We start from the raw sequence: 13889 nt of genomic DNA on the forward strand, positions 1-13889 counted from the left end.
AATTTGTGGACAGACTTTTTTAATGGGCTTCCGAAATATAGAGATTATTTTTCCCTGCTTCTTTTGATTTATATAGTGCTTGATCAGCCAAATCCATTAATTCATCCAATGTTTGGGCATGATCAGGATAATACGAGATTCCTATTGAAGCAGTTGGCGTAAACTGATGATTCTCAATCATCCAGCCTGTTGCTAATTCATCTCGAATGCGACGGATAATATGCATAATTTGACTATGCCTTTTTTCAATTTCCCTCGTTAGACCTGTGAGGATGACAAGAAATTCATCACCCCCTATTCGAATAACGATATCATGACTTCTAACGGTTTTGCTCAAAGCCTGACCAAAGCTCTGAATAAAAGCATCCCCTGTATCATGGCCAAAGCGATCATTGACAGCTTTAAAATCATCCCCATCTAAATAAAGCATCGCTACACTTGCATTGTTTTCGTTGGCTTCTGCCAATATTGTCGGAAACTCTTTTTGTAAATAACGGCGATTAGGAAGCTGTGTTAAAGAATCATGGTAGGCAAGATACAGCAAATCATTTTCTCTCTCTTTACGATGGGTAATTTCACGGGACACCATCATAATTTGTGAAACTTTTTCTCGATCAGGGTCATGAACCACCGTGACATTGCCTTCTGTCCAAATAGGTGTGCCGTCCTTCGCCTTCAATAAAAGCTCGAACTGTGTATCTGTCTGACCAGTATAGTTATTTATAAATGTTTGCCATTCATGCTGGCTTTCTGTATCAATAATGGCACTGTAAAACTGACCTTGTAGCTCCACATTTTCATAGCCTAAATATATTTCATAGGAGGGTGAAGCATAAATAATGATTCCATCCTCATTCGTGATGACAATTAAATCATTTGTATTTTCCGTAATGAGACGGAAAGTTCGTTCAATATTTTTTAGTTCTGTGAACATTCTTTTCTTGTCTGTAATATCATAGTTAATGGTTAAAATTTGTTCAATTTCACCAAACTCATTTTTTAATGGGACGATAGTTGCCTCCACCCAATAATCAGCATGATATTTGGTCCGATAGCACAGCTCTCCTCGCCAGATTTCCCCACTAGCAAGTTTATCATTGATTAATTGTAAAAAATTTTGTGTTTGGTACCGTGGCTTAAGTAGCGCATAAGGCTGACCAATTAATTCCTCTTCTGTGTAACCTGAAGCTTGTAAAAACATCTCGCTCACTTCTGAAATATGACATTCACTATCTAAAATAGCAATGGCCGTAGCTGAATTTAATGCCGACTTAAACACTTCAAAGCCGTGAGATTTCGAACGTAATTCTGCTTTTTGCAAGGTGAACTGTGTGAAGTCCTGCATAATCAGAAAGATTGCAAAGGAATTATCCTCCTGCATGACAGGCGAAAGTGACAGTAAATACATGCGTTCTTGGTGATCCAACGTAAGCAGTCTTACAAACTTTTCATGAACGTTTTCTCCTCTAGCCGCTTGCTGTAGATACCATTTAATTTGCTGAACTTCTTCTTTAGGAACAATCGGTAAATCAAAAAACATTTTTTGTTTGACGGCTTCATTATCTATTTGAAAATCTTCCATAAAGCTTGAATTCACTTCATAAATCATACCTTCAGCTGATAACACAACAGTCGAAAAAAAGGCATGATCGAATAGGGACCGCATAAATAAAAACTTATCTTCAATACTACGGTCATAATGAATTTCCTTTGTAATGGCTAAAACAAAGTCTTCCTGATTATAGCGCAAAGGGCGTACAGTTGTTTCATATTTACGAACCTCCGACTGTACATATGCATAATCTACATAGTCAACCTGAATATGTTCTTCAATTGCATGATGATAGTTTTTCTGAATGATCGAAAAATTTCGATTCGAGGTAACGGCGGAAAGCATTTTTCTAATTACATCGATCGATAACAGTTCTCGAGCTGCATTGTTTAAGCGAATATATTGAAAATCTTCCTTTACTTTTTTCATAAGAAAAACAAAATCATTGCCAATAAATAATTCATTAAAAAAATCTTCGCTTAAAAGATACTCCATACTGTCACCTCCAGAAAAAGGCCATTGCCATCATAATAAAATGCTATGTATATACGTCATTATACGCAAAAACTAATTCTGCTATTATAACATAAAAATAAAAAATTACCGTTCTAGAATTAGATAAATTATATCCTTTTAAGGACATTTTTGATAATTTAACTATTTAAACATAAAAACATAATACTATAGAACTATTTAATTGATTAATTTTAGATAAAAGTAATAGAATTTACTTAATTTTAAATATGGCAAATAAATGAATCATTTCTATCCTTTTATCAGAATTTACTGACTATTAAACTTAAAATTTTGTTTTTTACGAGCAAAATGATTGCATCAAACAGCTAGCATGTTATATTATATTTAAAAAACTAGTCTTTTTTCGGTATGGTCGAAATCAGTAAGACAGCGGGAGATTATGGAATATCATAGTTATAACGTCTAGTTCTTTGGGTTTTAATTCCAGTACGAAATTTAGTTTTCTTCTTTATGCTTCAACGGAATTGTTTTAACTACCCTAGTAAAGGAGGCGTTTCGTATGCTTAAACATCGAGACCTGCATGAATGTACAGAGCTTTATGAGCTATTATCACACCCTTCTGTATTCCCTTTTGTCCGTCAGAAAGCCACATCCGCTGATGAATACTGGTTTATGACAAAGCAATTGATCGAAGAGGAAGCGAGAGGACTCGCTATCTCGAGGACCATTACTGATGACTGGGGTCAACCAATCGGCACCATTAGTATACACGATGTTGAAGACGGTGCAGGTTTTTTAGGAACGTGGATTGGACTCCCTTACCAAGGAAAAGGCTATAATCAAAAGGCAAAAATGCTTTTTTTAAACGAGTTATTTTTTGAATATAATTTTCATACGGTATTCCTCCGTATTCGCGTTGAAAATATAAAATCACAGCGTGCTGCGTTAAAATTACCCTATGTTGTGAGCGCTAATGAAAGTCACCCAACTTTGTTAGCTCAAGTAAATAGTGGTATGGCACAATTTGATTTATTTAAAATTCCAAAGGATTTATTCTACTTAACAACTGCTTATGAAATGCAAGAAGGCGAAGAGCAAGCAATGTAAGCCTATTAATATAAGAAGAAGCTATGAGGTGTTGTCATCATCGACATCCCTCATAGCTTTTTTAATGGATATTTATTTTTGATAGTGCAAAATTAATGACGCCATCTCGTCAGGTGTTTTTGGTTTCTTTGTTTTGGACATCGTTTCAACCATTTCCACTTGTCGCTCTGTTAATGTATAAACAGACTTCATGAAGGATTCCTTTGTTAAAGCTTCTTCCTGTAACACTTCTGCATAGCCTTGCTTTTTAAATAAATTAGCATTTAATATTTGATCACCACGGCTTTTTTGAGCAGATAATGGCACCAAAAGCATCGGTTTATGAAGTGCCAAAAATTCAAAGATAGAGTTTGACCCCGCTCGAGACACAATGAAGTCTGCTGCATGCATTAAATCAGGCAACTCTGTCGTCACATATTCAAATTGTTTATAGCCAGGCAATGAAGCTAACGTTTCATCATAATTCCCTTTCCCACATAAATGAATGACATAAAACTGTTTTAAAAGCTCTGGTAAATTTTTTCGAAGGGCATCATTTAAAACCACTGAGCCTAAGCTTCCACCCATGACAAGCAAAACAGGTTTTAATGTCGTAAAGCCACAGTATGCTAATCCTTTTGCTCTTTCCCCTTCCAACAATTCAGGACGAATGATGGAACCTGTACAAGTTGCCTTATCATTTGGTAAATGCTTCAATGTTTCTTCAAAAATGGTGAACACGTGAGAGGCAAAAGGTAAAGCAATTTTATTGGCAAGCCCAGGTGTCACATCTGATTCATGGATTACAACTGGAACACCTGCCAGTTTGGCTGCCATGACAACAGGGACAGAAACAAAGCCCCCTTTCGAAAATACGACTTGCGGCTTTACTTTTTTAATAATACGAAAAGCCTGCATCATTCCCGCAAGCACCTTAAATGGATCAGTAAAATTTTTCATTGAAAAGTAACGACGCAATTTGCCGCTTGCAATACCATAAAAAGGTACATCAGGGAAAGCCTCGCCTATTAATTCTTTTTCAATACCTTGTTCTGAGCCAATATAGTGGACATCATAACCTAGTTCAAGTAAAGACGGGAGTATCGCTTGGTTCAACGATACATGGCCAGCTGTCCCACCACCGGTTAAAATGATTGTTTGTTGTTTCACATGAATTCTCCTATTCCTTAAAAACCATTGTAGGTAGACTACTTTTTGTTTACAGTGTTCTATTTTACTATATGCCAACGAAAAGATATAGATGAAGCCATAAAATTTCAGCTTTTCTCTCTTTACATATGCTATACTTGTTCATTATGTTAATGAAGGAAGTATCATACATGTATCAAACATCCACTTTGAAAGAAAAATACGCACTACTTTTAAAAATGATTATCCCTATTCTAGTGACACAAGTAGCCATCTACCTTGTTTCTTTTTTTGATGTGTTAATGTCAAGTCGCTATGGGACGTCTGATTTAGCAGGTGTATCGATTGGTTCCTCCATCTGGATGCCGATTTATACAGGACTATCTGGCATTCTCCTAGCCATAACACCGATTGTCTCCCAGCTTGTTGGGGCAAAAAAGGAAATGGATGCTAAAAAGGCTGTTCAACAAGGCATTTATGTCGCCATTACACTGTCCATCATTATTTTCATCGGACTTTTCTTTGGCATCGATTGGATACTTAGCAAAATGAGCTTAGAAACATCTGTACATACTATAGCTAAGGGCTACATCTATGCGATGTGCGCTGGTCTATTACCACTATTTTTATTTTTTGTTATGCGTTGTTTCATTGATGCACTCGGACAAACACGTGTCACGATGATCATTACCTTAATGACAACACCGATAAATATCGTATTAAATTACATCTTTATTTTCGGAAAATTCGGATCACCCGAGCTTGGTGGAATTGGAGCCGGGGTAGCCACAGCCATTACTTACTGGCTGATTTTCTTCATTACTGCTTGGATTATCGCAAAACGAGTGCCTTTTGAACGATTTCGTATGTTTCACGATTGGCGCAAGCCTGCATGGCTACAATGGAAGGAAATTTTGCTGATTGGTGTGCCGATTGGCATTTCACTCTTCGCAGAAACAAGTATTTTTTCAGCCGTCACAATGATGATGAGTAATTTTAGCACAACCATTATTGCTGCCCATCAGATTGCGATTAACTTCACTTCCCTCCTTTATATGGTGCCCCTAAGCATTTCGATGGGTGTCACCATTTTAGTGGGCTTTGAAATAGGTGCAGGCCGCATGCGAGATGCACGTACATATAGTTATCTTTGTGTGGGTACTGCCATCATCTTTAGCTTTATTTCTGCTTGTATACTCTTTATTTTCCGTGAACCCGTTGCGCACATGTATACGACAGATAGTAACGTAATTGAATATGCCGTGCAATTTTTAGTCTTTGCCGCTATTTTTCAGCTATCAGATTCCATCCAAGCCCCTGTACAAGGTGCTTTAAGAGGCTATAAAGATGTAATGATAACATTTATTATGGCCATTATTTCTTACTGGGTAATTGGTTTACCAGTTGGTTATTTGCTTGCGACCCACACAGATTTAGGGCCTTTTGGCTATTGGATTGGACTCGTTGCAGGATTGACTACTGGCGCTGCTACACTATTGATTCGCTTGCTACTTGTTCAAAAAAGAGTGACTGCTGCCTAATAAAAATCGCCTTATCCTAAGTTCTAGGAAAGGCGATTTTTTAACGTAAAACTCCTGTTCGAATGATTTTTACATCCACTTTCGGTTTGAGTAATAAAGAGGAGAATTCTGTATGCCAATCTTCTTCCTTAAACATGTTCGGATGGTAAGCCCGAATATAACGACCAATCCCTAATGTATCAGACTTTTGATTTTGAAGAATCCGCAAGACTTCTTCAAATTCAGCTTGCATTTTTTCCTCTATCATTTGTTGTACGTCCTGAAAAATTTCATCCTTATATAAATGATCGTGCGGAAATTCTTCAACCTCCACATCAATGGTATAGCTCATATCTATTGTTCGCAATTCCTCATTGACAGTCCATTTACGCTTCACCTTTAATACATCGACAGTAATCGGATTGACTTTCCCATCCTTTTGCCACAGATAGCTCATCCGTGCCGCTTTACTTTTTTGATTCATTAATAGCAGCATCGTTAAGGATTGGGACGGTGTTAATACAGTGCCCGTAAAGCTTGGTCCAGTAAATAAACCTAAGCCTCCTGCCACCACATGCTTTTTATCTTCACTAAGTTGAAAATAAGGCAAAGCTATATCAATTGTCTGATCAAAAAGCATCGAACCTACTTCTTGTAAATTGACCTTCGGAAAATAGGTATTATCTTCTGAACTTTCAATAAATCTTTGGTAATAGCTTCCAGAACTATTCGTTAAATCTTTTGTCAAATCTACAAACGGTTTGACATCCCCATCCGTAAGCGCCATTTTAATAGATATAGGATTTTGGGGGTCCCGAAAATAAATATCCAATAGTTCATAGATCGATTCTCTCGCTGTACGATCAGAAATTAGAATCGTTGATAGCTCCGATAAATCAAGTGTTTGCTCCACTTTTAAATTTGCATTTGTCCGGACTTCACGGGGTGACAATCCTTCTGCTTCGATAATTTCCGTGTCTTGAGTCATCGAAGTCGGATAGGCATAATAACCTTTATACGCTCCAACATATCCTTCTATCCCTACGAGTGTCACAACGGAAGAGTTTTTATAAAGGCGCTCATCCCAACATCCAGCTAGCAGTAAGAACGACATGGCAATCATTAGCCCTTTACGATACACTTTTTCCCCTCCATTTATTCCAACCGATAATGACTATGGGTAATAAGAAAGTAAAGAAGATAAATACATAGTGTAAGGAATTTTTGATCAACTCAATGCTTCGAAAATGCATGACAAAGAGTGGTAGGATGGCTAGAAAAATATGATACACAATAATACGACTATTTGGATGCTGCTTTTTTTTCACAAAATGAAGCATTCGAAAAGATAGACCAAAAATCATGACGGTGACAATTGACCAAGAAAGCCAAATATAAACGAAAAAAATATCAAGTCGCTTGACAAATGTAACTTCCTGGGATTTTAAAATATACATAATGGGCTCCGGTATGAGGTTGATTTCTTCGATTGAGAAAAACATTTGTGTAAAAAGAACTGAAATAAAATAAAACACAAAAATAACTAGCTGATACATCAATAAGGGCTTTCCTTTTACCTGTAAATCTTTTTGTAAAAATGGTCGGTAAATTAGATACATTTCAATCCCAAAGTACGCATAGATGCTATGAATCAAACCAGCTCCTATTTGTTTTGTATGATTCCATTCTATGGGGAAAAGATTACTCCAAGTTAAATCTGGTATCGCTAGCATTAGAAAAGTGACGAATAGGAAAATAATAGGAATCAACATCACACCAATATTGATGACCGTTTCGGGTCGACTTAAGTTGGCATATAGCGATAGAACAACAATAATGACAACGACTATCCACTCAGGCGTTTGTGGCAATACCCACGATGCCAAAACATAGCTCATATAGGCAATAAATACAGCGGTCAATAACAGCCAATAGATTTGATAAACCCAACGAAAAAAAACATTTAAATAGAAATACGAATGATACCGTTCAAAAAATAGAAGTAGCCCATAATGTATCACACTCGCTACAATAAAAATTAACCATGAGCTATTTTTACTGGAGCTAATTAACGGCGTTTGAAAGGCGATGTAGACAACACCCGTTTGAAATATAAATAATAGTAAAAAGAACTGCGCCTTCGTCAAGGAAACATTCATGGTGTATCCTCGTTTTTGGCTTGTTCATCCTTTGGTGGATGGAAAGATGTGACTTGCACGGTCGGCTTGATAAACGGCCAGCGTAAAAAAATTTTCAGCACAGCCTTCGGTTGAAAAGGAATGATAGGCGAAAAATAAGGCTGTTTCAAAGACGTCAAATTAATAAGATGAATGAGTAATATGACAACCCCCACGACAATCCCTAAAAACCCAAACAAAGAGGCTAGCACCATAAAGGGAAAACGTATCATCCGAATGGTACTATTTAATTCAACCGACGGGACAACATAGCTGGAAATAGCCGTTAAGGCGACGACTATTACCATTAAATTGGATACTAATCCCGCACTTACGATAGCATCCCCTATTACTAACCCCCCTACGATTCCAATCGTTTGTCCTACCGATTGTGGTAATCGAATACTTGACTCTCGAATTAATTCCATAATAATCTCTAGAATCAACGCTTCAATCAATGGTCGATAAGGAATTTCATTGACATCGTTTTTCACTTGATTACTTAATTCCAAAGGTAGGACTTCAAAGTGAAAACTAATGATCGCTATATAAAAAGCGGGCAAAAAAACGGCAGTTATAAATGACAGAAGACGAACAATTTTATAAAAAGAACCGACGACAACTCGACCATTATAGTCATCTGGCGTTTGATAGAAAGAAAAAAAAGTAACAGGACCAATGAAAGCCGTCGGTGAAATATCCGTCATGACTACAGCCTTACCCTCTACTAAATTGGCTACTACACGATCTGGATGCTCCGTATTTAACAATTGTGGAAAGGGAGATAACACCGAATCCTCTAACGCATCACTTAATTGACCAGAGCTATAAAAATAATCTATTTGAAGAGCTGCAATCCGCTTCTCTATCTCTTGTAATGTCTCTGGCTTTATTACCCCATCCATATAAAGATAATAGGCTTTTGTTTTCGTTTGTCGACCAATCGTAAATGATTTTACTACCAGTGCAGGATTATTGACACGCCTACGTATTAACGCTAAATTGGTATCCACACGTTCAATCAGACCTTCATGTGAACCGCGCAAAATACTTTCGTTACTCGGCTCTTCGAGATTTCGACGAACTTCATTCACTATAGTAAGTGCCAGCATTTTTCCTGTTTCAGGCAAAATAACGATGGTTTCTCCCTGACATACTCGCTCAATGGCGAGGGGTAATGAAAAATTGTCTAATGTTGTAATTAATGTTTCACTCCAAAAAGGTTTATCGGAATCTAAACGTGCATAAATGGTATCTAGAACTTTTTGCACTTCCTTCGCATCTACAAGAGACGTGTAAAAGCATAAAATAGCAGTATTTCCTTCATGCCAATCTACCTGTCTGACTGTCAAATCAGAGGAATGGTAGAATGCTTTTTGCAGGCTTTTCATCATATATTCCACTCTATCCATAAAACGCCTCCTCTACTTGAGAGTATAAGCATTTTTCGCTTATTTCAAACGCGTTATAGAGGGATTCATCGCCCAAAAAGATGCCCTGACGATATCATCTTGGCATCTTACTGAAAAATATTTTTAGCTGTAACTGTACATCCCACTTTTCTACCTTCATGCCATCAAAAAAATGCCCTATAAGCCTAGTAGACTTATAAGACATTTTCTTGAACACAAATCTTATTTAGTAATAAATTGTTGCGTCCAGTAATTACCTGATTTCACGTAGCCTACACCAATATGCGTAAACTTACCATTTAAAATATTAGCACGGTGACCAGGTGAATCCATCCACGCTTGCACTACTTCTTGTGGTGAACGTTGACCTTGTGCAATGTTTTCTCCTGCACTTTTATAGGTAATCCCTAAAGCTTTCATACGATCAAATGGTGAACCGAATGTTGGGCTTGTATGTGAGAAATAGTTATTACTTTGCATATCCTGTGATTTTTCGCGAGCTGCCGCCATTAATTTATCATCCGTTTGTAATGGTGATAAACCAGCTTTTGTACGTTCAGCGTTTGTTAATTTTACTACCTCTTGTTCAAATGCGTTCACATCTGAAGTTGTTGTTGAAGGTGTAGAGCTAGCTGGTGGTGTTGCTGGTTTTTCGTTTTGTGATGATTGATTATTGTTTGGCGTTGCTGCCGTATTATTAGTATTTGTTGAAGGCGTCTCATTAGATGGTGTAGATGCCTGCGGGAATTGAATATTCCATTTATGATTGTTAGACCATTTATAATAAACTTTACAGTTTGTTGTTTGCTTTACTGAATTCCCCTCTGTTGTATTTGTAGCAGCAGAAGCTATTTGAATTGGAGCTGCTAAAAGAAATGTTGCACAAATTGCAGTTAGTGTTTTTTTCATGTTTGCAATTCCTCCTTCTATGCCATTTATCGTAAAGGATAATTTTCATTCAATTCTTACCAGCATTTGCTAACTACCCCAACGCGGAAATAAATACGCGAAAAATCTACGTTTTTTTGCTATATTTTTTAGTAGGATTAACCAATCTATGAAATACTTACGTTTGAAAGAGGGTTGACACCCCTTTAAATCTAGCTAATATTATCGTAAATTTGCCCCGAAAGCGAGTCCAAAATGTATGTGTTATTCACTGATTCAGTCCCTCTAAATATCCTTATCGAAAGCCCCCAGAATTGAGATATCACTACTTCTAGTGGCTCTTCTCACCATTTATATTACAAACATATTACAGACACGTTACATTCTCTTTACATAAAAATAAAAAAACCTGCGTAATCTACACATTGTCTAAATTGTGCAAATATCCACAGGTTTACATTTTCTTTATTGAATGCCAATGACAGGAAGAGATCCTACGTTTTCACCGATAATAACAAGTTTCGCTGGCATTTTTATATATTCCGGTAGCCATTGAACCATGCCATATGCATATTGGAATAGCATTGGATTTTTAACTCCTTCAATCGGTACATATCCTTTCATTCGATAAATTGTTTCAGGTAAGGCACGTACCCATTCTTCAAATTGCTCCTGTGTAAACTCCATATCAGCGAATTCTACTAAGCGCGAGCCAAGTTGCATAGAGGCTATCGGCGCTTTTACAATATCAGTTTTATCCATTTGTGCGGTTGCCTTTAAGCTTTCTAACAATGACAAAGGTACTCGTCCATTTGTCGTTTGCAAAATAAAGGCATGGGGATTTAAGCTTTGTAGCTCATAGACTACTTGCGCTTGCTCTGCCTCTGTTAAAAGATCTGTTTTATTCGCTAGTAATAAGTGAGCATGGCGAATTTGTTCCATAAATAGAGAACGTACTTGTGGTGTCAGAGTATCACGGTGAAGCCATAGCTTAGAATCTGCCACTGTAACAATGCCTTTGACATTAAGCTGATCAGCAAACAATGGTGAATACACCGCATCTAATGCCTCAACTGGATGAGCAGCACCAGTTGTTTCAATTATTAATACATCAAAATCACTATCTAATAGAAGAGATTGAATTTGTGCCTCCGTTTTTTCAGCACCTGAACAGCAAATACAGCCTTCTAGCATCTCTTTGAGTGGAATATCCTTTTCCACGGCCTGTGAGTCAAATGGTAGCTTGCCAAGTTCATTCATAATAACGGCGGGCTTTAAATTTTTTTCTTTTAGTTGGCGAATTACATCTGTCAGCATTGATGTTTTGCCACTCCCTAAAAAGCCACTAAATAGGTATACATCCTTCATTCTCTTCTTCCTCCTATAAAAAAAGCTGTCGCAGATGCCGTGAAAGACGACTGTTGCGACAGCTGTATTTGTTAGTTTGTAGTTTCCTCAGCCTTTTCAGCTGTACCTAATAGAAGCTCTTTCGCTTTTAACAACTGAGGATCATCAGCTTTCATTTTTGCACGTAACGCATCCATTAATGCATACGTTGTATTTCCTGTTAAAACACCTGTCTCTTCAAGATTATTCGCAGCTTGTAATTGTTCTACTGCACGCGCTGTATTGTCATCGAAAAGACCATCTACTTCACCAGGTTCATACCCTAGTACTTGAAGCATCTCTTCTGCCGCCTTCACAGTGTCTGATTGCATACCTGCCTTCATTTCCATAGAAGCGTTCAAGTATGGTAACGAGGCATATGATGGGTAAGCAACCTTAACATCAGGAGTAATCCCTTTTTCATTAATCCAGTTACCGTTCGGCGTTAACCATTTACCTGTAGTAAATTTCAGATTAGAGCCGTCCTTCAACGGAGTGACATTTTGGACTGTGCCTTTACCAAAGGATGTTTCACCAACCACCTTTGCACCAACAGATTCTTTTAAGGCACCAGCTAAAATCTCAGAGGCAGAAGCACTACCACCATCAACTAGAACAGTGATTGGTAAATCGTATTTTTTACCAGCAATCGCATTTGTGACTTCTGGTTCTGCATCTTTTTCTTGTACCTGCACAATGGCTTTGCCTTCTGGTACAAATAAATTAGAAATATCCACTGCAGCCTTTAAGTAGCCACCAGGATTTTGACGTAAATCTAAAACAATCCCCTTCATACCTTTGCCTTCGTACTCAACAAGGATTTTTTCAAGCTCTTGAGCAGTTTGTTCACTAAACGATGTAATTTGAATATGGGCAATATTGCCATCAAGCATCTCACCGTATACAGTTTCTACTGGGATTTCATCACGAACAATAGTCATTTGTATAGGCTCAGTATTTTCGCCACGTTTCACTGATAATTTTACAGATGTTCCTTTTTCGCCGCGAATTAACGCAACTGCTTCTGTAGCACTGAAGCCTTGAATGCTTTTCCCATCGACCGTTAAGATGATATCTTTTGGTAATAAGCCTGCCTTTTCAGCAGGAGAATTTTTGATCGGTGACACAACTGTAATATAACCATTACGTTCTTGAATTTCTGCACCAATTCCTTGGAAGCTTGAAGATAAACCAGAGTTAAATTGGTCTGCTTCTTCCTTCACCATAAAATCAGAGTACGGATCGCCTAATGCATCGAACATGCCATTAATAGCACCATCAACTACTTTTTCATCCTCAATATCTTTGTAATAGTTATTTTTCAGTAAATCAAATGCTTCATATAATTTCGTAAATTCCTCACGTTCTACAGGAACTTTCACTTCTACCACTTTCTTATCACCAAATGTTAACGCAAAAATCGTTAAGCCGGCAGTAATAAGAATTGTAAAGAACATTAGCATGATGAATTTAAACGGTTTTAATTGTATAAATTGTCCTGCTGGCTTGATTTCAGCAGGCGTTGGCTCTTGCTGCTGCTCTGTACTTTCTTTTTTCTGTTCATCCATCTTGATTGTCACCACTCTCATATACACTAACTTGTTGTCACACTATTACCATCTTAACAGGTTATACAGAAGACGAAAAGAAAAAGACTGTCCAAATTTTATGACAGACCTTGTCTGATCATGCTTCCAACCATCTAGCATCCTAATGCTCATGAATCCATTGTTCCCTATAAAAGCTTTAGGTATATAATGGTACTGCCTTCTAATTTTACTCATTTCCTAGTAGCAGTCAACTAAAAAATCAATTGACTCATAGAAATACTATAAGAATATAACGTGCCAATGACTCAAAAAGTTTCAAATCATGGACATTTTTTTACACAGGTACTCCTAATACTGTGCTGAAGCTTTTTATAGACCGAATGAACCGTTAATCGGTGAAAAGAAATAAGCTGTCCATTATAGATGACAGAGAAGACCTCATAGGGTGGCGGCGATTTCTCCATCAACTTTTCCATGCTTTTAATCTTGAACCAGGTCAACTGAGAGGCATAGCTTGCTGGCTGCGACTAAGACGTTTTCCGTCGTAACTTCCACATATAAGAAAGCCTACTAATCGTTTATTCCAATTAACAGGGAAATGCAGGAACCCATTTTTCTTGCTCCTTCAATAACAGCCTATTCCCCCCAACAATTGTCTATCCATCTCAACGATCTATATATATGTCAATGA

General features: G+C 37.4%; 10 protein-coding genes. 2 read left to right on the plus strand and 8 right to left on the minus strand.

The genetic code is table 11. From position 1 onward, the window contains the following. Positions 1-19: 19 nt before the first annotated feature. On the minus strand, positions 20-2047 hold the full coding sequence (locus tag ACP3VS_RS16955; protein ID WP_426389323.1) for a diguanylate cyclase domain-containing protein: 2028 nt from the start codon (positions 2045-2047) through the stop codon (positions 20-22). Between the two features lie 541 nt (positions 2048-2588). Here ACP3VS_RS16955 and ACP3VS_RS16960 point away from each other — a divergent pair. Next, on the plus strand, positions 2589-3137 hold the full coding sequence (locus tag ACP3VS_RS16960; RefSeq protein WP_012294401.1) for a GNAT family N-acetyltransferase: 549 nt from the start codon (positions 2589-2591) through the stop codon (positions 3135-3137). A gap of 72 nt (positions 3138-3209) precedes the next feature. On the opposite strand, the gene ACP3VS_RS16965 is transcribed toward ACP3VS_RS16960, so the two are convergent. Continuing rightward, on the minus strand, positions 3210-4286 hold the full coding sequence (locus tag ACP3VS_RS16965; protein WP_012294400.1) for an undecaprenyldiphospho-muramoylpentapeptide beta-N-acetylglucosaminyltransferase: 1077 nt from the start codon (positions 4284-4286) through the stop codon (positions 3210-3212). Positions 4287-4456: 170 nt separating this feature from the next. On the opposite strand from ACP3VS_RS16965, the gene ACP3VS_RS16970 reads away from it, so the two are divergent. Continuing rightward, positions 4457-5806, plus strand: a complete 1350-nt coding sequence (locus tag ACP3VS_RS16970; protein WP_099805155.1) for an MATE family efflux transporter — start codon at positions 4457-4459, stop codon at positions 5804-5806. Positions 5807-5846: 40 nt separating this feature from the next. Here ACP3VS_RS16970 and ACP3VS_RS16975 read toward each other — a convergent pair whose 3' ends face one another. From ACP3VS_RS16975 to ACP3VS_RS17000, 6 genes are all read right to left on the minus strand, one after another. After that, positions 5847-6926: a Ger(x)C family spore germination protein gene (locus tag ACP3VS_RS16975; protein ID WP_426389327.1), complete on the minus strand. Its 1080-nt coding sequence runs from the start codon at positions 6924-6926 to the stop codon at positions 5847-5849. Then, positions 6916-7944, minus strand: coding sequence for a GerAB/ArcD/ProY family transporter (locus tag ACP3VS_RS16980; protein ID WP_426389328.1), 1029 nt, complete (start codon positions 7942-7944; stop codon positions 6916-6918). Before ACP3VS_RS16980 ends, ACP3VS_RS16975 begins: the two co-directional genes overlap by 11 nt. Continuing rightward, positions 7941-9374 (minus strand): spore germination protein, encoded by a 1434-nt coding sequence (locus tag ACP3VS_RS16985; RefSeq protein ID WP_426389330.1) that lies wholly within the window; start codon positions 9372-9374, stop codon positions 7941-7943. Before ACP3VS_RS16985 ends, ACP3VS_RS16980 begins: the two co-directional genes overlap by 4 nt. A 222-nt stretch (positions 9375-9596) precedes the next feature. Further along, positions 9597-10283, minus strand: coding sequence for a CAP domain-containing protein (locus tag ACP3VS_RS16990; protein ID WP_012294395.1), 687 nt, complete (start codon positions 10281-10283; stop codon positions 9597-9599). A 444-nt stretch (positions 10284-10727) separates the two neighbouring features. After that, entirely contained in the window at positions 10728-11630 is a 903-nt protein-coding gene (locus ACP3VS_RS16995; RefSeq protein ID WP_031418173.1) for a CobW family GTP-binding protein, read from the minus strand. Between the two features lie 71 nt (positions 11631-11701). Further along, on the minus strand, positions 11702-13216 hold the full coding sequence (locus ACP3VS_RS17000) for a S41 family peptidase (protein WP_031418171.1): 1515 nt from the start codon (positions 13214-13216) through the stop codon (positions 11702-11704). Between the last annotated feature and the right edge of the window lie 673 nt (positions 13217-13889).

The sequence above is a fragment of the Lysinibacillus sp. VIII_CA genome (genome assembly GCF_049943995.1).
Taxonomy (GTDB): Bacteria; Bacillota; Bacilli; order Bacillales_A; family Planococcaceae; genus Lysinibacillus; species Lysinibacillus pinottii.